Annotated in this window: 16 protein-coding genes and 2 pseudogenes; 5 read left to right on the plus strand and 13 right to left on the minus strand. The window is 67.8% G+C overall.

Annotated elements, in window-relative coordinates; genetic code table 11:
• The 5 genes from A9K58_RS10065 to A9K58_RS10085 form a co-directional block, all read right to left on the minus strand.
• Positions 1 to 861: TPM domain-containing protein (locus tag A9K58_RS10065; protein ID WP_065199250.1), on the minus strand; the 861-nt coding region annotated here is incomplete at its 3' end.
• Positions 862 to 864: 3 nt separating this feature from the next.
• A complete protein-coding gene (locus A9K58_RS10070; RefSeq protein ID WP_065199251.1) occupies positions 865 to 1,485 on the minus strand; it encodes a LemA family protein in 621 nt (206 codons plus the stop codon).
• Between the two features lie 567 nt (positions 1,486 to 2,052).
• Positions 2,053 to 3,213: an MFS transporter gene (locus A9K58_RS10075; RefSeq protein ID WP_065199252.1), complete on the minus strand. Its 1,161-nt coding sequence runs from the start codon at positions 3,211 to 3,213 to the stop codon at positions 2,053 to 2,055.
• A 238-nt stretch (positions 3,214 to 3,451) separates the two neighbouring features.
• Positions 3,452 to 4,201, minus strand: coding sequence for a TerC family protein (locus A9K58_RS10080; protein WP_065199253.1), 750 nt, complete (start codon positions 4,199 to 4,201; stop codon positions 3,452 to 3,454).
• Between the two features lie 33 nt (positions 4,202 to 4,234).
• Positions 4,235 to 4,630, minus strand: a complete 396-nt coding sequence (locus A9K58_RS10085) for a diacylglycerol kinase (RefSeq protein ID WP_019661109.1) — start codon at positions 4,628 to 4,630, stop codon at positions 4,235 to 4,237.
• Between the two features lie 212 nt (positions 4,631 to 4,842).
• Here A9K58_RS10085 and A9K58_RS10090 point away from each other — a divergent pair, with 212 nt between their 5' ends.
• A complete protein-coding gene (locus A9K58_RS10090; RefSeq protein WP_065199442.1) occupies positions 4,843 to 5,544 on the plus strand; it encodes an SGNH/GDSL hydrolase family protein in 702 nt (233 codons plus the stop codon).
• 143 nt (positions 5,545 to 5,687) lie between these two features.
• Here the strand turns inward: A9K58_RS10090 and A9K58_RS10095 are convergent, their stop codons facing one another.
• From A9K58_RS10095 to A9K58_RS10105, 3 genes are all read right to left on the minus strand, one after another.
• Complete coding sequence (locus tag A9K58_RS10095; protein WP_065199254.1) at positions 5,688 to 6,959, minus strand: sensor histidine kinase; 1,272 nt, start codon at positions 6,957 to 6,959, stop codon at positions 5,688 to 5,690.
• A 154-nt stretch (positions 6,960 to 7,113) separates the two neighbouring features.
• Complete coding sequence (locus tag A9K58_RS10100) at positions 7,114 to 7,827, minus strand: response regulator transcription factor (protein ID WP_002811889.1); 714 nt, start codon at positions 7,825 to 7,827, stop codon at positions 7,114 to 7,116.
• Positions 7,828 to 7,914: 87 nt separating this feature from the next.
• Positions 7,915 to 8,559 carry an arylesterase gene (locus A9K58_RS10105; RefSeq protein ID WP_065199443.1) on the minus strand — a complete coding sequence of 215 codons (645 nt, stop codon included), beginning with the start codon at positions 8,557 to 8,559 and terminating at the stop codon, positions 7,915 to 7,917.
• Between the two features lie 48 nt (positions 8,560 to 8,607).
• Here A9K58_RS10105 and A9K58_RS10110 point away from each other — a divergent pair, with 48 nt between their 5' ends.
• Positions 8,608 to 9,282 (plus strand): ATP-binding cassette domain-containing protein, encoded by a 675-nt coding sequence (locus A9K58_RS10110; RefSeq protein WP_081284022.1) that lies wholly within the window; start codon positions 8,608 to 8,610, stop codon positions 9,280 to 9,282.
• Entirely contained in the window at positions 9,279 to 11,789 is a 2,511-nt protein-coding gene (locus A9K58_RS10115; RefSeq protein ID WP_065199256.1) for an ABC transporter permease, read from the plus strand. Before A9K58_RS10110 ends, A9K58_RS10115 begins: the two co-directional genes overlap by 4 nt.
• A 113-nt stretch (positions 11,790 to 11,902) precedes the next feature.
• Here the strand turns inward: A9K58_RS10115 and A9K58_RS10120 are convergent.
• From A9K58_RS10120 to A9K58_RS10140, 5 genes and pseudogenes are all read right to left on the minus strand, one after another.
• Positions 11,903 to 12,828 (minus strand): annotated as a pseudogene (locus A9K58_RS10120) (DUF6607 family protein).
• A gap of 73 nt (positions 12,829 to 12,901) precedes the next feature.
• Entirely contained in the window at positions 12,902 to 13,501 is a 600-nt protein-coding gene (locus A9K58_RS10125) for a Hemin transport protein (RefSeq protein WP_065199257.1), read from the minus strand.
• Between the two features lie 4 nt (positions 13,502 to 13,505).
• The gene (locus A9K58_RS10130; RefSeq protein ID WP_407070827.1) at positions 13,506 to 15,698 is read right to left on the minus strand and encodes a TonB-dependent hemoglobin/transferrin/lactoferrin family receptor; all 2,193 of its coding nucleotides are present in this window, start codon (positions 15,696 to 15,698) and stop codon (positions 13,506 to 13,508) included.
• A gap of 153 nt (positions 15,699 to 15,851) precedes the next feature.
• Positions 15,852 to 16,046: a hemin uptake protein HemP gene (gene hemP / locus A9K58_RS10135; protein WP_005412278.1), complete on the minus strand. Its 195-nt coding sequence runs from the start codon at positions 16,044 to 16,046 to the stop codon at positions 15,852 to 15,854.
• A 245-nt stretch (positions 16,047 to 16,291) separates the two neighbouring features.
• Positions 16,292 to 17,263, minus strand: a complete 972-nt coding sequence (locus tag A9K58_RS10140; RefSeq protein WP_065199259.1) for an aldo/keto reductase — start codon at positions 17,261 to 17,263, stop codon at positions 16,292 to 16,294.
• Between the two features lie 193 nt (positions 17,264 to 17,456).
• Between A9K58_RS10140 and A9K58_RS10145 the strand changes: the two genes are divergently transcribed.
• On the plus strand, positions 17,457 to 18,755 hold the full coding sequence (locus A9K58_RS10145) for a NupC/NupG family nucleoside CNT transporter (RefSeq protein WP_065199260.1): 1,299 nt from the start codon (positions 17,457 to 17,459) through the stop codon (positions 18,753 to 18,755).
• A 25-nt stretch (positions 18,756 to 18,780) separates the two neighbouring features.
• Positions 18,781 to 19,745, plus strand: a pseudogene (locus tag A9K58_RS10150) (ribokinase).
• Positions 19,746 to 19,765 lie beyond the last annotated feature (20 nt).

Raw genomic sequence — 19,765 nt, forward strand, 5'->3', positions numbered from 1 at the left:
GCCACCGCCGGAGCGGCCACCGCCGCCGCCCCAACCGCCACCGCCGAAGCCGCCTCCCCCGCCCCAGCTGCCACCACCCCAGCTGCCACCGCCCCAGCCCCCACCGCCGGCGAAACGGCCCGGGTGGCCGGAGAGCATGGCGACGATCAAGCCGACGATGCCGGCCAGGCCGCTGGCCAGCAGCGTGGAGGTGAACAGGAACGCCGCCAGCGCCGCACCGGCACCGCCAAGCAGGCCACGCAGCGGGCGCGGCGCGCGCGAGAACACCCCACGCAGGAGGCTGCCGGCGAAGACGCCGGTGAACAGTGCCAGGAACCAGGTATCACCGCCTCCGCCGGGCTCGCGAACCTGCTGGCCGCTGACCGGCGCCGGCAGGTCTTCGCCGTCGATCAGCCTGACCAGCACCGCCGTGGCGTCGGTGATGCCACCGGCGTAGTCACCGCTGCGGAAACGCGGCACCAGGTACTCCTGGATCACACGGTTGGCGATGGCATCGGGGATGGCGCCTTCCAGGCCGTAGCCAGGCTCGATGCGCACGCGCCGGTCATCCTTGGCCACCACCAGCAGCACGCCATCATCGACGCCCTTGCGGCCGATCTGCCACTGCTCGAAGACCCGCGTGGTGTACTGCGCGATGTCCTCCGGCTGCGTCGTGGGCACCACCAGCACCTGCAGCTGGCTGCCCTTGCGCTGCTGCAGATCCAGCGCCTGCTGCACCAGCGCCTGCTTCTGCGCGGCGTCCAGCGTGCCGGTGGTGTCGACCACCGGCGAATCCAGCGCTGGAACCGGGGCCAACTGCTGCCCATGCGACGCCAGGGGCAGCCACAGCAGCAGGGCCAGCAGCGCGGTGGCCAGGCGCATCGATCAGTGCCCCGGCTGCGGTGCCGGCTGCTGTTGCGGAGCGTTGCCGAAGTCGACCGCGGGCGCGCTGGAAATCTGCGCCTCGTTTTCCACGGTGAAGTTGGGCTTGGTCTTGTAGCCGAAGATCTTGGCGGTGATCACCTGCGGGAACGAACGGATGTAGGTGTTGTAGTCCTGCACCTGCTGGATGTAGCGGCCGCGGGCAACCGTGATGCGGTTTTCGGTGCCTTCCAGCTGTGCCTGCAGGTCGCGGAAATTCTGGTCCGACTTCAGCACTGGGTAGTTCTCGGTGACCACCAGCAGCCGCGACAGCGCGCTGCCGAGTTCGCCCTGGGCCTGCTGGAACTGCTTCAGCGAGGCTTCGTCATCGGCATTGACGTTGATCTGGCCGACGCGCGAGCGGGCATTGGTGACTTCGGTCAGCACGCGCTCCTCCTGGCTGGCGAAGCCCTTCACGGTCTGTACCAGGTTGGGCACCAGATCGGCGCGGCGCTTGTACTGGTTGAGCACTTCCGACCAGCTGGCCTTGACCGCCTCGTCCTTCTGCTGGATGGCGTTGTAGCCGCAGCCGGACAGCAGGGAGGCCAGCAGCATCAGGGGCAGGATACGGGTGAACAGGCGCATGGCGGAGGTTCCGGGTGGGCTTGGCGCCGAGCATGCCACGGTTGGGGTGAAAGATCGGCCATCGGGCGCCGGCCCCCTCCGCGGTGGGTTGTGTTTGCTGGATATCGGGGTTGGCCGGGAGGGTGGGTTGGCTGGGGGACGCCGTGAATACGTCCCTGTAGGCTCGGTCGCGCCATCCATGGCGCTCACGCCCCCAGCCAACCCACCCTCCCGGCCACGGACAATTTCCTGCGCACCGCGGGAAGATCAAAAGAAAAATCAAAAGCAAAAGCCGGTTCTTCAGGCATTCGTGTCGACCAAGGTCGACACCTACCGGAGCGGGACGCCGTTCCGGCCGATCGCGGCAATCTGTCGGAGGTGGGGCGGTGTGGGTTGGCAGGACCGTTGGCGCCATGGATGGCGCCATCGAGCCCCCATGGATGGGTTCACGGCGTGTCCTGCCAACCCACACCGCCCCGCCCAACCCTCAGAAAACCAGCGCCGGCTGTTGCGGTTGATGTTGCTTCGGCGGTTGCCTTGGCCTTCAGCGGGTGCAGGGCTGCAAGCCCTGCCGGAATCCAACACCCCTCAGCAGGCCTCCGCCACCACAGTGCGCGGACGCCCCAGCCAGGCCAGCACCAAACCCGATGCCGCCAGCAGACCACCGGCCACCGGCACCGCCGCGTATCCCAGCCCCGAGCTGATCACCGCACCACCCAGCGCCGCACCCACGGCATTGCCCAGGTTGAACGCACCCACGTTGATCGACGACGCCAGACCCGGCGCCTCGGACGCTGCCGCCATCACCCGGATCTGCAGCGGCGGCACGAGGGCGAAGGTCGCCGCGCCGAACAGCAGTACGCCCAGCGCCGCAGTGGCGTGACTCATGAAGGCCAGCGGCAGCACGAACATCAGCACCGCAAGGACCGCCAGCAGGATGCGGGTGGCGCCATCCAGCGACCAGTCGGCCATGCGCCCACCGATACCGTTGCCGAAAGTGAAGCCGATACCGATCAATGCCAACGACATCGCAATGAACGCATTGGAGGCACCGGTCAGCTCGGCCAGCACCGGCGCGACGTAGGTGTAGAGCGTGAACATTGCACCGGCTCCGAGCACGGTGGTGGCCATCGCCAGCAGCACCTGCGGCTGCAGGATCGCCTTCAGTTCGCGGCGCACGTCCGGGCGCGGGCCCGGTGCCGAGGCCGGCAGCGCCAGGCCCAGCGCGGTGATCGCCACCACGCCCAGCACCGCTGTACCGGCGAAGGACAGGCGCCAGCCCAGTTGCTGGCCCACCCAGGTGGCCAGTGGCACGCCGCCGATGTTGGCGATGGTCAGGCCCATGAACATCGTGGCCACGGCGGCGGCCTGCTTTTCCTTCGGCACCAGGCTGGCGGCGACGACCGCTCCGATGCCGAAGAAGGCGCCATGGTTGAGGCTGGTGACCAGGCGCGACAGCATCAGCAGGCCATAGTTCGGGGCAATGGCCGACAACAGGTTGCCGGCCACGAAGATCGACATCAGCAGCATCAACGCGGTGCGTTTGCCGAAGCGTCCCATCAGCAGGGTCATCACCGGTGCGCCGAGCATCACGCCCATCGCATAGGCGGTGATCAGCATGCCGGCGGTGGGGATGCCCACGCCGACTCCTTTGGCAATCACCGGCAGCAGGCCCATCGGGGCGAATTCAGTGGTGCCGATGGCGAAGGCGCCGACGGCAAGGGCCAGTAGAGCGGCTCTGGAGTTCACGGACAATTCCCGGGGAAAAACAGGCAGGCGCGTAGACTGCGCGCTCTGCCGCACGGGATTAAGCCTCGCCCCGGGAAAACACTGTTGACCCTGATTCACAGGTGGAGGCCCGAACTCCACCACAGGTGCGGAAACCGTCCCTGCAGGGCCGAGCCCATGCTCGGTTGAATGCAGGCCGAGGTGGGCCCGGCTCTACAAGGCAAGCCCCCCGGCCGCGCCGGGGGGCGGGGTCAGACGCTTACCACTCGCCGGCACCCGGCACGTGGTGCTCGCGTGCGCGGCGGCGCATCAGCAGGTTCAGCCACTCCACCAGCACCGAGAAGCCCATCGCGGCGTAGATGTAGGGCTTGGGCACGTGCACGTCCAGGCCGTCCAGGATCAGCACCGCGCCGATCAACAGGATGAACGCCAGGGCCAGCATCTTCACCGTCGGATTGGCGTCGATGAAACGGCCCAGTGGATTGGCGGCCAGCAGCATCACCATCACCGACAACAGGATCGCAGCCACCATCACCGGAATGTGGTCGGCGATGCCGACTGCCGTGATCACCGAATCCAGCGAGAACACGATGTCGATGATCGCGATCTGCAGGATGACCATGCCGAACACGCCCGAAGCCTTGCTGGTGGCGGGGTCCTCATCCTCGCCACCCGTGATCAGTTCCCTGATCTCCAGGTAGCCCTTGATGATCAGGAACAGGCCACCAATGATCAGTACCAGGTCGCGGATGGAGATGCCCATGCCGGCCACGGTGAAGAGATTGGCGGACATGTGCGCCAGGTAGGCCAGCGACACCAGCAGTGCGATGCGGGTAATGCAGGCCACTGCGATGCCGAGCTTGCGGGCGAAGGGCCGGCGTTCTTCCGGCAGCTTGCTGACCGCAATGGAAATGAACACGAGATTGTCGATGCCGAGCACGATTTCCAGCGCACTGAGCGTGAACAGGGTCACCCAGGCATTGGGGTCGGCGAGAAACTCAAAGGACATGGAAACTCTTCAAGACAGTGGGGGAATGGGGTTTCAGCCGTAGTTGCCGGCCAGCGCGTGCGGAACCACGACCAGCGCCCAGCACAGCAGCACGTTCATCATCAGCACGAACACCGCCGCCGACCCCATGTCCTTGGCGCGGCCGGCCAGTTCGTGGATCTCGCTGCCGTAACGTTCGATCACCGCCTCGATGGCCGAGTTGGCCAGCTCCATCGCCAGCACCAGCAGCATCGAGCCGATCAGCAGCGCGCGTTCGACCGGGGTCTGCCCCAACCAGATCGCGAGCGGGGTCAGCAGAATCAGCAGGTAGACCTCCAGCCGGAACGAGGACTCATGCAGCCAGGCCGCGCGCAGGCCCTGCCAGGACCAGCGGGCGGCCTGGAAGATGCGGCGCGGGCCGCGGGGCAGGTGACCGAACTGATCAGCCACGGGTGGAGCATCCAGCAACAGGGGCGCGGCGCAGCGACCGCTCAGACGCACGGCAGGCAATCATGGGTGCACAGGAATAGGCAGAGGGCCGCCATTTTGCCACAAGGCCGCCAGCGGCACGCCCGCCCCTGGCAGCAAACCGCCTGCCCGGGGCAAGCACCGGACCCGGCGGTACTCCTATGATGGAGGCCCCTTGCCTGCTGGAGCGCCTGATGTCCCGTCGCCGTACCTGCCTGCTGATGCTGGGCCTGCTGACCATCGCACCGCTTGCCCACGCCCTGGACCCAGCCAAGCCGCCGCAGGTGCCCGAACAGGTCTCCAACGTGGCCTGGGCCGGCGACATGGCCCAGTTCGCCCATGCCGACCAGACGAACCCGCCCCCGCACGGCGGCATCGAATTCATCGGCAGTTCCTCGATCCGCATGTGGGAGGGCCTGGCCGCCGACTTTCCCGGCCAACCGGTGTTCAACCGCGGTTTCGGCGGTTCGGAGGTGCGTGACAGCACCTGGTATGCCGACCGCATCGTGGTGCCCTACGCGCCGTGCAAGGTGTTCTTCTACGCCGGCGACAACGACCTCAACAGTGGCCGCAGCGCCGTGCAGGTGCGCGATGACGTAGTCGCCTTCGTGCAGCGCGTGCATCGCGACCTGCCGGACACCCGGGTGGAATACCTGTCGATCAAGCCAAGCCCATCGCGCGCGCATCTGCTGCCAGCGATCAAGGAAGCCAACACGCTGATCCGGGCCGCCCTGGCCAAACTGCCCAACACCGGGTTCACCGACGTCTACACGCCGATGCTCGGCGCCGACGGCCAGCCAGATCGGTCGCTGTTCCGCGAAGACATGCTGCACATGACCCCGGCCGGCTACGCGATCTGGACCAAGGCACTGGCGCCGAAGGTCAACTGCAACTGAGGGAGGCAGGTGCCGGCGCCACGCGCACGCGCTCCGATGGATGCCAACCCGGGTTGGCATGAAGGTGTCCACCTGCATCCCAGCGGCAATGGGGTCAGAGCCCGTTGCGCGGCAACGGGATCCGGCCCCGGCAGGGCGGCGGGTCAGCGGAAGATGACCGTGGCCTCGGTACCCTGCCCCGGCTCGCTGGCCAGGCCGACCTTCCAGCCGAAGCGGTCGCACAGGCGGCGCACGATCGACAGGCCCAGGCCGGTACCCTGCGGGCGGCTCGGCTCGGCGCGGTAGAACGGCTCGAAGGCCCTGGACAGCGCGTCGGCGGACATGCCGATGCCGGTGTCGCGCACCACGACCCGATCGTCATGCACATGCACGTCGATACGGCCTTCGTCGGTATAGCTGCAGGCGTTGCGCACCAGGTTGCTGACCACGACCTGCAGTACCCGCGGCGGTGCATGCAGCTGCACCGGGCCGTCGCTGTGCAGGTGCACCGACACGGGCCGGGTGCCCAGCAGCTCGTTGGCGCTGTCCACCTCATAGCGGACGATGTCGTTGACGTCGAACAGTTCGATCTGCGGCTCGACGTCCGCTTCCCGGGCCAGGATCAGGAACGCGTCGATCACCGCTTCCATGTCGCGCCCGGCGCGCTGGATCCGCTGCAGGCTGCGACGAAGACGCGGTTGCAGGGTGTCATCGCCCAGCGCCATGTCGCTGGCCACCCGGATGACGGTCAACGGCGTGCGCAGCTCATGGCTGGCATCGCGGGTGAAATTGCGCTCGCGGGCCACATGCGCACTGACCCGGTTGGCCAATGAATGCAATGCCGCCGCCAGCTGCCGGGTTTCTCCCTGCATGTCCGCCGGCAGCTTGTCCGGTTCCAGGTCGGCGGCCTCCGGGTGCCCGGGGTCCCAGCGCGACACCCGCCGCGCCAGCCAGTTCACCGGCGATACCAGGCGTTTGGATGCGCGATAGGTCACCCAGGTGGCGCCATACACCGCAAGCAGCGTCAGCAGTACCGGCACGATGCCGAACCAGAACGCCAGCATTTCCGCGCGCGAACGCAGGAACACCAGGTACAGGCGACCCTCCGGACGCACGTCGACCAGCACCAGCTGATCGTCCTTGGGCAGTTCGTGGAACCCGGGCTCGAGGTCACGCAGGTTCGGTGGGAGCGACAGCGCCGACTGCCCGTTTTCCAGCAGGTAGCCGCGGATGTTCTGGGTATTGGGCGGCGGCTGCACCGCCGACGCTTCATGCAGTGTCCAGAAATAGGCCGCTTCCTCGCGCAGGGCGGCACCGACCAGGCTGTGCTTGATCACCAGCGATACCAGCCAGGCACCGAGCAGGATACCCAGGCTGGCCAGCACTGCCTGCAGGATGAAGGCGATACGGATCTTGCGCGGCAGGCCGTGCGGCATTGCGGGGTCCCGGTCAGAGCGCTGCGATTATAGGCAGCGCACCACGCCGTCGTCGTGCAGGAATGATGACCGGCGGCACTGCCGGGCCGCCATCTCCAGCGCCCGCGCGAGGCAGCAGCCCGGCTCTGGCCGGTTGCACCCGCGCGGGCCTTGTTCAGGCCATCGGCTGCGCGATGTCGGCAATGCGGTAACCCGCGCTCTGCACGGTGTGCAGCAGCGGGCGGTCGAACGGCTTGTCGATGATCTTGCGCAGGTTGTACAGATGGCTGCGCAGGGTATCCGAATCCGGCAGGCCATTGCCCCAGATCTCGCGCTCGATCTCCTGGCGGGTCACCACCCGCGGTGATTCGCGCATCAGGATGGTCAGCAGGCGCAGGCCGATCGGCGAAAGCTGCAGTTCGGTGCCGGCGCGGGTGGCGCGCATGCTGACCGGATCGAGCACGAGGTCGGCCACCTTGAGCACTTCCGACCCGACCTGGCGGCGTTCGCGGCGGATCAGCGCGCGCAGGCGGGCTTCCAGCTCCTGGATCGCGAACGGCTTGGTCAGGTAGTCATCGGCGCCGAACCCGAGGCCGGTGAGCTTGTCGTCCAGGGTATCGCGTGCCGTAAGCATCAGCACCGGGGTGGATTTGCGCGCATCGTTGCGCAGGCGGCGGCATACCTCGATGCCGTCCAGGCGCGGCAGCATCAGGTCGAGCACCACGACGTCATAGCTGTTCTCCGCCGCCAGGCGGTAGCCATCCAGGCCGTCCTGTGCATAGTCGACTTCGAAGCCGCGGCCTTCCAGGTACTCCCCGATCATCTCGGAGATGTTGCGGTTGTCTTCGACCACCAGCACCAAGCCGGAAGTCTCCTTCGTCTGACGCATGTGATTCCCTCTTACTTCAGCTTTGTGAAACATGCCGGATCGACGGTGGACGTGATGTGAAGTTCCGTCAAGAGGAAATCAAACCGTTCATAGCAGCGGCCTGAGCAGCGGCCAGACATTGTCCAGCACCCTGGGTTGCGCCTGCGCGGTCGGGTGCAGCCCGTCGGCCTGCATCATGCCCGGCTGCAGGGCGACGCCTTCCAGCAGGAACGGCAGCAGCGGCACCCGGTACTGCGTGGCCAGCGCCTTGTAGGCTGCGGCCAGCCGCTGCCGATAGGCCGGGCCATAGTTGGGAGGCACGTCGATGCCCAGCAGCAGCACCTTGGCACCGGCCTTCTGGCTGGCCTGCACCATCTTCCCCAGGTTGCCCTGGACCTGCGCCGGGGTCAGTCCGCGCAGGGCATCGTTGCCCCCCAGCGCGATCACCACCACGGTCGGGCGCTCTCGGGCCAACAGGCCCGGCAGGCGGGTCAGCGCACCCGCCGTGGTCTCCCCGCTCATGCTGGCGTTGACGATGCGCGGCGGCGATTTCGACTGCAGCCTGACCCGCTGCTGCAGCAGGCTGACCCAGCCAGCGTCGGCAGGGATATTGTGGGCAGCACTGAGGCTGTCGCCCAGTACCAGCACGGTGCCGGCCGTACCTTTGGCACAGGCCAGCCCGGGCAGCAGCAGGAACCCTAGCAGCAGCACCAGCAACGCGCCGGCGCGCCGGCGTCCATCCATCTTGCGCATTGGAGTCTCCTCATCGACAGCCTGTCCCCCCGCAGCGCGCCTGTCGCCATCGCCGTCGACCAGGTCGGCAAGTCCGTACAGGGCCCGGAGGGTGAAGTCCACATACTGGACAACATCACCCTCACCGTCCATGAAGGCACCAGCGTGGCCATCGTCGGCGCCTCCGGCTCCGGCAAGACCACCCTGCTCGGCCTGCTGGCCGGGCTGGACCTGCCAAGCCGGGGGCGCATCGGCCTGGCCGGGCAGGACCTGGGAACGCTGGATGAAGAAGCCCGTGCGCAGCTGCGCGCGCGCGACGTCGGCTTCGTGTTCCAGAGCTTCCACCTGCTGCCGGCATTGACCGCTGCCGAGAACGTCGCGCTGCCACTGGAACTGGCCGGACGCGAGGACCGCGCACGGGTGGACCAGGTGCTGGCGCAGGTCGGCCTGGCCCATCGCGCCCGCCACTACCCGCGCCAGCTGTCCGGCGGCGAACAGCAGCGCGTGGCGCTGGCCCGCGCCTTCGTCACCCGCCCACGCATCCTGTTCGCCGACGAACCCACCGGCTCGCTGGATCACGCCACCGGCCAGCACATCAGCGACCTGCTGTTCGAGCTCAATGCCGGCAGCGGCACTACGCTGGTGCTGGTCACCCACGACCTGCGCCTGGCCCAGCGCTGCCAGTACGTCCACCGCATCGACAGCGGCCGCCTGCTGCCGGTCGAGCGTGGGGCACAGGCATGAACCTGCTGCGGCACGCGTGGCGTGCGCTGCGCCGCGAGGCCCTGGCCGGCGACCTGCTGACCGTGTTTGCCGCGCTGGTGCTGGGCGTGGCGGTGATGACCGCGGTCGGCACGCTGGTGAACCGGGTCAACCTGGCGCTGGCCGGCAGCGCGGCGGAAATGCTCGGCGGCGACCTCGGCATCGCCGGGCGCGATGATCCGCCGCAGGCATTCGCCGAGGAGGCGCAACGGCGTGGCCTGGCGCATACCCGCATCGCCGGCTTCGGCAGCGTGCTGTTCAACGGCGATGCCAGCCAGATGGCCAGCATCAAGGCCGTACAGGCCGGCTACCCGCTGCGCGGCACGCTGCGGGTACGGGCCACGCCCGGCGGGCCGCTGATCGCCGACGCCGGCATGCCGCCGAAGGGCCAGGCCTATGCCGACCCACGGCTGCTGCAGGGGCTGGGGCTGAAGGCCGGCGACGAGCTCGAGTTCGGCGCCGGCACGCTGCGCATCGCCGGCATCATCGAGGCCGAGCCGGATAGCGGGGGTGACCTGCTCACGCTGTCCCCCACCCTGCTGGTCAACCGCGCCGATGTGGAGGGCACCGGGCTGCTCGGCCCTGGCAGCCGCATCAATTACCGGCTGATGTTCGCCGGGCCGGCCGATCAGGTTGCCGCCCTGCGCCAGTGGCTGCTGCCGCAGGTCAAGGGCCTGCGCCTGCTGAGCGTGGATGACACCCAGCGCGGCGTGCGCCAGGCGTTCGACCTGGCCGGCCGCTTCCTTGGCCTGAGCGCGCTGCTGGCGGTGCTGCTGGCCGGCGTGGCCACCGCGCTGGCGGCCAACCGCTTTGCCCTGCGCCGCATCGACCAGGTGGCGATCCTGCGCTGCCTGGGAGCGCGCCAGCGCGACATCCTGCTGGGCCTGGCGCTGCAGCTGCTGATGCTGGCGATACCGGCCTGCGCACTCGGCATCGGCCTGGGCATGGCCGCGCAGGAAGGCCTGGTGCAGGTACTGGGCAGCCTGGTACCGCAACGCCTTCCGCTGCCGGAGGCGATGCCCGCGCTGACCGGCGCCGGTATCGGCTTGCTGCTGCTGTTCGGCTTTGGCCTGCCGCCGCTGCTGCGCCTGCGCGGGGTACCGCCGATGCGGGTGCTCAACCGCTCCTTCGCCGCGTTGCCGCCGGCCTCGCTGCTGGCCTATGTGGCTGCGCTGGTAGCCAGCCTGCTGTTGGCGGTGCAGGTCACCGGCGATCTGAAGCTGGCACTGTGGGTGCTCGGCGGCCTGGCTGCGTTGGCGGTCGCGGCCGGTGGGGCCGGCTTCGTGCTGCTGCAGTTGCTGCGCGGCCTGCAGCACCGCCTGCACGGCAACTGGCGGCTGGGCCTGGCCGCGCTGACCCGGCGCCGGATGCTGGCGGTGATGCAGCTGGTCGGGCTGTCGCTGTCGCTGTGCGCGCTGCTGCTGCTGGCGGTGACCGGCCCCGGCCTGCTGCAGCAGTGGCGCGAACGCCTGCCCGCGGATACCCCGAACTACTTCCTGATCAACATCCAGCCCGAGCAACGCGAGAGCGTGCTGGCCGCACTGCGCGGACTGGGCGCCGGCGACGCCAGCATCGAGCCGATGGCCACCGGCCGCCTGATCGCCATCAATGGCAAGCCGCCGCTGCGCGTGGACCAGGCAGCGGCCGAAGGGAGCGGCGCGAACAACGGCCAGCGCGAAGACGACGACGAGAACCGCCCGCTGAACTTCAGTTGGCGCAGCACCTTCCCGCCCGCCAATGCGCTGCTGGGAGGCCGCTTCTGGCAAACCGGCAGCACCGCAGCGGAAGCGTCGGTGGAAACCGGCTGGGCACGTCGCTACGGCGCGCACCTGGGGGATCGGATTACGATTGCCGTGGGCGAACAGCAGCGCGAGTTCACCGTCACCAGCATCCGCAAGGCCGACTGGAATACTTTCCGGCCGAACTTCTTCGTGCTGTTGAACCCGAACGCGGTGGGCGATACGCCGCACAACCTGCTGTCGGCGTTCCATCTGCCGGCCGGCAACGCGGCCGGGCTGGGCGAACTGGTGCGCGCGCAGCCGAACCTGTCGCTGCTGGACGTGGACGCGGTGATCTCGCAGGTGCGCGATGTGATGGAGCGTGTGGCGCAGGCGGTGCAGCTGGTGATGGTGTTCAGCCTGCTGGCCGGCGTGCTGGTGCTGCTGGCCGCACTGCAGGCCACGGCGGGCGAGCGTCGCTACGACAGCGCGGTGCTGCGCACGCTGGGCGCGACCCGGCGCCAGCTGCGCGGCGCGGTGCTGGTGGAGTTCGGCGCGCTGGGCACGCTGGCCGCGTTGCTGGCCGTGGCCGCGGCCGCTGCCATCGGTGTGGCGGTCTCGCAGAAGGTGTTCGAGCTGCCGTTGCTGCCGCCGTGGCCGGGGCTGCTGATCGGTGGCGTGGTCGGCATCGGGTTGAGCCTGCTGGCAGGCTGGTGGGGCACGCGGGCGATCCTGCATACGCCACCGGCACTGGCACTGCGGGAGGCCTGAAGCAGTTGCGCCCCCGGACGGCGTGCCGAGCAAGCTCGGCACCCACCAGAAGCAGAGGCCGGTAGATCCAGGCCATGCGTGGATCCGCTTGTGGAGTCGAGCATGGCTCGACTCTATTGGGCCTTTTCAACGTACCTGGCGAAGACTTCGTCGATCTGCGCGTCCTTCACCTTCTTGCCGGCCTGGATCTCTTCGGCCTGGGTGAACAGCGGGATGATCATCGCCATGCCGTCCAGCTTGGTCTTCAGGTGCACGCCCGGGGCCTGGCCGAGGAAGCGGTCCCAGCGCTGGCGCACCTTGGCCCAGTAGCCGGCGGTGGCCTTCCAGTAGTTGCGCGCCGGGCTGAAGTCGATCTCGGTGGTTTTCACGTAATCGTTGAAGCCGAACTCGCGGGCGATCTCCACCTGGCTGCCGTCGGCGTTGCGCTGCACCTTGGTGTTGAACTGCTCGTGGGTCCAGCCATTGGGCGTCAGCGTGTGGCGGTTGACCACGGCCAGCGCGTTGTAGTCGCTGCGCTTGTGTACTCGCGACGCGGCAATGGGCGCCAGCTCAGGTCGCTGGTCCAGCTCGGCACGTTGTTGGTGTACGTCCATTTACCGGTGCCGCAGTAGCGCGGCGCGTCGCTCACTTCGTACACGCACTGGGTCCAGGCGCCCTGGTTCACTTCGGTCGGGATGCGGCGTACCTGCCAGGTCTGGTCGGCGCTGAACTCGAAGCGGTTGGGCGCTTCATAGACCCAGTCCTGGCGCCAGTGCTTGGTGACGTGGCCGCTCTTCTCGTCCAGCAACAGGTGCTGCAGAACGATGCGCTGCGGTGTGTCCTCGACCACGATGACCACTTCGCTGCCGCCACTGCGCATTGCCGGCGCGCGTTCGTAGCCGGGCTTCAGCAGCACGGTCTCGTCGAACGCGAAATCGACGGTGTACTCGCCCTGCATGGCGAGGATGCTGTCGTGGTCGCGGGCGATGTCGGAGGGCTGCGCGCTGGCCACGCCGCTGGCAGCGAGCAGCAGCATGACGCTGGCTGTCTGGAACTTCATCGGGGTCTTCCTTCGGGGTTGCAGGTGTAGTGAGAGGCCGTCCGTGGCCGACAGGCGTTCCATCAGGAAAGGGTCACAGCCGGATCAGCGGCAGGTCGCCGGGAACCCGCGGTGCCGGCCGGCGTGCGGCGTCGGCGCAGCAGCAATCGTCGATTGCCAGCTCGCCTTCAGCACCTTCCAACCGCGCGATGCGACGCGCGGTGGATGCGCCCAGCGAGGACAACGTCGACAGGCTTGCAGCGAGGGTGCTGCCATCGTCGGCGGCATGCAGGCGCAGCGTGCACAGGCGCCAGCGCTGGCCACCGAGATGCCCGGCCAGGCGCCGCCAAAGGCGTTCGCCGACACTGCCGTTGCTGACGTGCTCGGGGCCCGGCGGCAACGCCGCGACCAGCCGGTCCCAGGCCAGGAAATCGCTGTCGGGCAGCAGGTACAGGCGCCACACGCAGCGGCCGCGGGCATCGAGGAAACACAGGCTTTCGCGCACGCCCTCGCTGTCCACGCCCTGGCAGGCGTGCACGCGGACCGCCTGGCGCCAGCCACCGAGTTCGTTTCCGTCGGCGCGGTACAGGCACAACACGGTGCCGAGCGTGGCCAGCTGTGCCGGCGTCGGCCACGCCGCGCTTCCCTGCGCGGCGATGGCGTCATTCCTGCGTGCGGACAAGGCTCGGCTCATGGGATCACCAGGAAACGGCAAGGCTGGCGGAGAGGGTGCGGCCCGGGCTGGTATAGCGATCCAGCACGCGGCTGGCCGGCGTGAGCGTCGAACCCACGTTGGACCAATCGATGTAGCGCTTGTCGCCCAGGTTGAATACGCCGACGTTGAAGGTCGCGCCCGGGGCGAAGTTCCAGTGCGCCATCAGGTCGGCCACGCCGTAGCCGGCCGGGCGGTACACCGTGGCCGCAGTGACCCGGTCCTTGCGCTTGACGAAGGTACCGGCCAGTTCGACGCCCCAGGTGTCGGTGTCGTACATCAGGCCGACGGTGCCGCGCAGGGGGTCGACCGAATCCAGCGGCGTGTCTTCGGTCTTGTTGTCGCCGCGCGACCAGGCCACCGCACTGCGCAGCGCCCAGCCCTGCAGGGCCGGACTGATCTGGCCGAAGTCGACGCCAGCCTTCAGTTCCGCGCCGTAGATGCGCGCATCGGCGATGTTGCGCGACTGGAACACCATCAGCCCCTGTGCGTTGGTGCCGACCAGCGACTGCGACTCGATGAAGTCCTTGTACTCGTTGTAGTAGCCGCTGAGGCTGGCGTAGGCCGCCGGCGACAGGAAGCGCAGGCCCAGCTCCATGCCGTCGCTGGTCTCCGGCTTCAGGTCCGGATTGGGAATGGCGGTGTAACCGAAGGCGAAGTTGGTGAAGCCGAGGTTGACGTCGTTGTACGGCGGCGAGCGGAAGCCACGCGAATAGCCGGCAAACAGCGACCATTCGTCGGTGAAGCGATAGACCATGCCCAGCTTGGGCGAGACGCTGGTCTTGGTCAGCCTGGACACGGCAACGCCGGGATTGTCTTCGGCGAAGATGCTGTCCACCTCCGGCTTCAGTTCGTAGCGGTCCACGCGCACGCCCGGCACCAGCGACAGCTTGCCGTCGGCCATGCGCATTTCATCCTGCGCGTACAGGCCCAGCTCGGTGGTCCTGCTGATCGGGAAATCGCGTACCGGGAACGCATCGGGCAGGATCGTGGTGCTGGCCTGGCCGTTGGCCAGGACCTGGAAACCATCGCGCTTCTGGCGGATCTCGGTGCGCGCCCCCTCGAAGCCGTAGGTCAGCGCATGTTCGATACGGCCGGTGCGGAACGCCTTGTTGAACTGTGCCTGCAGGCCATGCACGCGCTGGTCGAAGTTGAACTCGCGGTGGCGGCGGCTGCGGTTGGCGCGGTCCTCGTCGGTGATCTGGGTGGTCTCGCTGTGCTGGGTATACAGCTGCCAATGCAGGCTGTCGGCAAAGCCCTTGTCCAGCGCATCCATTTCATGGGCGAACGACACGCGGGTGCGGTTCTGCGTATCGCGTGCCTTCATGCCGGTGGTGGTGGTGCGGTCGATCGACGACAGCACGTTGGTATCGGTGTTGTCTTCGTTGCCTTCCACGGTCAGGCGGAAGCGTTGGTCCCCGCTGGGGGCATAGACCAGCTTGGCCAGGCCGCTGCGACCGTCCCGGTCCTGCGGGTTGGCCGCGGTGCGGGTGTTGTCGAGGCTGCGCACATCACCCCTGTTGCCGGTTTCCTGGCCCTGGCGATGGTTGAGGTTGACCATGCCGCTCCAGTGTTCGCCGCCGAACGCGCTGGTCACGCCGCCGAGCAGGCCCTTCCACTCACCGTCGTAGCCGAACTTCAGGCCGACGTAGCCGTCCTTGCCATCCTTCAGGTAATCGGCTGGATCCTTGGTGACGAAGGCGACCACGCCGCCGAGCGCATCGGACCCGTACAGCGAACTGGCCGGGCCGCGCACGATTTCCACGCGCTTGAGCGTGTCCAGGTCAGTGAAATTGCGGTTGGCGTTGGAGAACGAGCCGATGTTGAAGCTGGTGGGCATGGCGATGCCATCGGTCTGCACGCGCACGCGGTTGCCGTCCAGTCCGCGGATGCGGATGCTGCCGAGGCCGAAGCGCGCGGCGCTGCGGCTGACCGACAGGCCCGGCTCGTAGCGCAGCAGGTCCTTGATGTCGTGCACCAGATGCCGGTCCATCTGCTCGCGGTCGATCACATCGACGGTGGCCGCCACATCACTCACCGCCCGCTCGGTGCGGGTGGCGGTGACCTGCACGCGGTCGAAGTCGCGCGCATCGGGCGCGGCGGTGGCCGCGGCAGCAGCATGGGCGGACAGCGGCAGGGCCATCCAGACGGCAATGCAAAGGGCGGTAGGGCGGGTCATCGGTTCGTTCTGTCGGGCAAGGGAACCCCCGGCAACCGGCGCACCCGGAAGGTGCGCGCGGTAGACCGAGGGGGAGAGAGCGGGAGCGGACCGGGTCGCCCACCCTGCCGGCGCGGCCGGCAGGAGGGAGGGAGGCGGGCGACCAGGCCGCGATTACTTGGTCAGGATCAGCTTGTCGTTGCTGGTGTGCCGCAGGCGGTAGAAGCGGTCGCCGTGCTGGATCAGGATTTCACGACGGCCCTTGAGCAGAGCTTCGCTGTCGATGACCTCTTCCGGCGGAACGACACGAACCGGGCGATCGCGGAGGGTCAGCGTTTCGGGGCGCAGCAGTACAGGTTGAGCGTTCATGAGCATCTGGACTCGTGCGAGGGACGAGTTAAATGATAATGATTCTCAGTTGACAATCAACAACCATTCTCAATTTGATTGATGGGATTAATGATCAAATTCTGAAATTCGATAGATTTTATCTATTGCCTGATGGGGGAATCCGCTTCTGTAGAGTCGAGCCATGCTCGACTGCTCTTCGATCCCAGCCAGGTGAAACCGCGCTGCGCGCGGAGTCGAGCAGGGCTCGACTCTACAAAGGGCTGTCAGCCGAAGACGGCTTCGACCTCCGCCCAGCCAGCCGCGCCGACCTGCTCCAGCACCTCCAGCGCCTGCAGGTTCTGCAGCAGTTGGCTGACCCGGCTGGCGCCAAGGATCACGCTGGAGACGTTCGGGTTGCGCAGGCACCAGGCGATGGCCAGAGTGGCCGGGGCGTGACCCAGTGCGCGCGCCACGTCGCTGAAACGGCGCACCTGGGCCAGGCGGGCCTCGGTGTCCTCCCCCAGCACCAGCGCCTGCAACCATTCCATGCCCTCGCGGCCCAGCCGCGCATCGGCCGGGATGCCATGGTCGTACTTGCCGGTCAGCAGGCCCGAGGCCAGCGGCGAGAAGATGGTGGTGCCCAGGCCGGCACGGGCATACAGCGGCGCGTACTCGACTTCGACCCGCTCGCGGTGCAGCAGGTTGTACTGCGGCTGCTCCATCGAGGGGCCCTGCAGGTTGCGCGCTGCGGCGATGTCCAGCGCCTGCTGGATCTGCGCCGCCGACCATTCCGAGGTGCCCCAGTAGAGGATCTTGCCCTGGCGCACCAGCGTGTCCATCGCATGCACGGTCTCGGCAATCGGCGCATCCGGATCCGGACGGTGGCAATAATAAAGGTCCAGGTAATCCACCCGCAGGCGCGTGAGCGCAGCATGGCAGGCATCGGTCACATGCTTGCGCGACAGGCCGCGCTGGGTCGGACGCGGGTCCCGGGCGCTGCCGAAGAACACCTTGCTGGAGACGCAGAATCCATCGCGCGGCAGGCGCAGGTCGGCGATCACATCGCCCATCACCTGTTCGGCGCGGCCGTTGGCATAGCCTTCGGCATTATCGAAGAAGTTGACGCCATGGTCCCAGGCGGCGGCCACCAGGTTGCGGGCCTCGTCGCGCGGGATCTGGTCACCGAAGGTCACCCAGGCGCCGAAGGACAGGGCGGAAATCGGCAGGCCGGTGGAGCCCAGGCGGCGGTATTGCATGCAAATCTCCTGCTGCGGGCCCGCATGGGGCCGGGGTCGGGGCCCCCATTCTAGCTGGCGTGGCGGGCGCAACCCCTTGCCGTTGCTGGCCTGATCGGTGCCGATGGCCGCGCGCACGCGGCTTTTCCTTGCTCCGGCCCCGGGCCTGCACTAGGCTTCCCGTTTTTCGCGACGCCCCAGGGGAGTCACTCACATGGTCGAAGGTTTGGGCAGGATCGGCTTCGGCCTGTTCGGGTTGGCGGTGCTGGTCGGCATCACCTGGCTGTTTTCCAACAACAAGCGCGCGGTCGACTGGAAGCTGGTCGCCACCGGCATCACCCTGCAGGTCGCGTTCGCCGCGCTGGTGATCCTGGTACCCGGCGGGCGCGATGTGTTCGATGCGCTGGGCAAGGGCTTCGTCAAGGTGCTGAGCTATGTCAACGAAGGCTCGGGCTTCATCTTCGGCTCGTTGATGGACACCAAGAACTACGGCTTCATCTTCGCCTTCCAGGTGCTGCCCACCATCATCTTCTTCTCGGCGCTGATGGGCGTGATGTACCACCTCAACGTCATGCAGGCGATCGTGCGCGTGATGGCATGGGCAATCACCAAGGTGATGCGTGTATCGGGCGCGGAAACCACCAGCGTCTGCGCCAGCGTCTTCATCGGCCAGACCGAGGCGCCGCTGACCGTGCGCCCGTACATCCCGAAGATGACCCAGTCCGAACTGCTGACCATGATGATCGGCGGCATGGCGCACATCGCTGGCGGCGTGCTGGCCGCCTACGTGGGCATGCTCGGCGGCGGCGACCCGGTGCAGCAGGCGTTCTACGCCAAGCACCTGCTCGCGGCGAGCATCATGGCCGCGCCGGCCACCCTGGTCGTGGCCAAGCTGCTGATTCCGGAAACCGGCACGCCGCTGACCCGGGGCACGGTGAAGATGGAAGTGGAGAAGACCTCCAGCAACATCATCGACGCGGCCGCGGCTGGCGCCGGCGACGGCCTCAAGCTGGCACTGAACATCGGTGCGATGCTGCTGGCCTTCATTGCCCTGATCGCGCTGCTGAACGCGCCGCTGACCTGGTTCGGTGAAGTGACCGGCCTGGCCGCGCAGATCGGCAAGCCGACCAACCTGTCCACCATCTTCGGCTACGTGCTGGCGCCGATCGCCTGGGTGATCGGCACCCCGTGGGCCGATGCCACCACGGTCGGTTCGCTGATCGGGCAGAAAGTCGTGATCAACGAATTCGTCGCCTACACCGAGCTGTCGCAGATCGTGAACGGCCAGGTGCCGGGCGTGACCCTGTCCAGCGAAGGCCGCCTGATCGCGACCTATGCACTGTGCGGCTTCGCCAACTTCAGCTCGATCGCGATCCAGATCGGCGGCATTGGTGGCCTGGCCCCGGAACGCCGCCATGACCTGGCCAGGTTCGGCCTGCGCGCGGTGCTGGGCGGTACCATTGCCACCTTCATGACGGCCACCATCGCCGGCGTGCTGACGCACTTCAGTTGAACCCTTGGTTGAGAAAAGATTCCCTATGAGCAGCAGTGTCGTTGTCGTCGGTTCCTTCAATGTCGACACGTGTGGCGGTGCGAGTCGCTGCCGGCACCGGGTGCGACCATTGCCGGCCGCTACAGCACCGGCCCGGGTGGCAAGGGCTTCAACCAGGCGGTGGCCGCCCGCCGCGCCGGTGCCGACACCCGCTTCGTGTGCGCGCTGGGCGATGACGCCGGTGGCGCCACCGCGCGCGAGCTGGCCGCCCAGGATGGCTTCGCGCTGATCGCCGAAGCCAGCAGCGAGCCGACCGGCACTGCAGGCATCTATGTCGATGCCCGGGGCCGTAACACCATCGTGATCGGCCCGGGGGCGAACGCTGCTCTCAGCACCGGCTTCGTGCAGGCGCAGCAGGCGCTGCTGGCCGGGGCCAAGGTCGTGCTGGCGCAGCTGGAATCGCCGGTGCAGACCATTGAAGCGGCACTGGCCGCAGCCCGCGAGGCCGGCGCCACGACGGTGCTCAATACTGCTCCGGCCGACGCACCTTCGACCATCGGCCTGCTCAAGCTGGCCGATGTGATCACTCCGAACGAGACCGAATTCGCCGCGCTGCTTGGCCGCCATGTCGGTGAGCGCGTGGATGCCAATGATGTCGCCGCGCTGGACGGCGCCAGCCTGCACGCGCTGTGCCGCAAGCTGGTCGGCAACGGTACCGTGGTGGTGACGCTGGGTTCAGTGGGTGTATTCGTCTCGCATGCGGACGAGAACCTGCGTGGCGATACCCTGCCGTACTATCGCGTGGGGGCCGAACAGGTGCAGGCCATCGACACCACCGGTGCCGGCGACGCCTTCAACGGCGCCCTGGCGGCCTCGATGGCACAGGTCGCCGACGTCCCGTTCGCCCGCCACGTGCGCTTTGCCAATCAGTTCGCCGGTCGCTCGACCGAGAAGGAAGGGGCTGCCGCGGCCATGCCGCACTTCACCCCGGCCGACGCCGACCCCCGGTAAACCCATCCAGGCGTGGATGA

The sequence above is a fragment of the Stenotrophomonas maltophilia genome, assembly GCF_001676385.1.
Lineage (GTDB): Bacteria > Pseudomonadota > Gammaproteobacteria > Xanthomonadales > Xanthomonadaceae > Stenotrophomonas > Stenotrophomonas maltophilia_J.

Bases quoted from the DNA above. Each gene is read 5' to 3' on its own strand.
- A9K58_RS10070 (WP_065199251.1), bottom strand. From the start codon at position 1,485: ATGCGCCTGTTCACCCGTATCCTGCCCCTGATGCTGCTGGCCTCCCTG.
- A9K58_RS10080 (WP_065199253.1), bottom strand. From the start codon at position 4,201: ATGTCCTTTGAGTTTCTCGCCGACCCCAATGCCTGGGTGACCCTGTTC.
- A9K58_RS10090 (WP_065199442.1), top strand. From the start codon at position 4,843: ATGTCCCGTCGCCGTACCTGCCTGCTGATGCTGGGCCTGCTGACCATC.
- A9K58_RS10095 (WP_065199254.1), bottom strand. From the start codon at position 6,959: ATGCCGCACGGCCTGCCGCGCAAGATCCGTATCGCCTTCATCCTGCAG.
- A9K58_RS10100 (WP_002811889.1), bottom strand. From the start codon at position 7,827: ATGCGTCAGACGAAGGAGACTTCCGGCTTGGTGCTGGTGGTCGAAGAC.
- A9K58_RS10105 (WP_065199443.1), bottom strand. From the start codon at position 8,559: ATGCGCAAGATGGATGGACGCCGGCGCGCCGGCGCGTTGCTGGTGCTG.
- A9K58_RS10115 (WP_065199256.1), top strand. From the start codon at position 9,279: ATGAACCTGCTGCGGCACGCGTGGCGTGCGCTGCGCCGCGAGGCCCTG.
- A9K58_RS10125 (WP_065199257.1), bottom strand. From the start codon at position 13,501: ATGAGCCGAGCCTTGTCCGCACGCAGGAATGACGCCATCGCCGCGCAG.
- A9K58_RS10130 (WP_407070827.1), bottom strand. From the start codon at position 15,698: ATGACCCGCCCTACCGCCCTTTGCATTGCCGTCTGGATGGCCCTGCCG.
- hemP (WP_005412278.1), bottom strand. From the start codon at position 16,046: ATGAACGCTCAACCTGTACTGCTGCGCCCCGAAACGCTGACCCTCCGC.
- A9K58_RS10140 (WP_065199259.1), bottom strand. From the start codon at position 17,263: ATGCAATACCGCCGCCTGGGCTCCACCGGCCTGCCGATTTCCGCCCTG.
- A9K58_RS10145 (WP_065199260.1), top strand. From the start codon at position 17,457: ATGGTCGAAGGTTTGGGCAGGATCGGCTTCGGCCTGTTCGGGTTGGCG.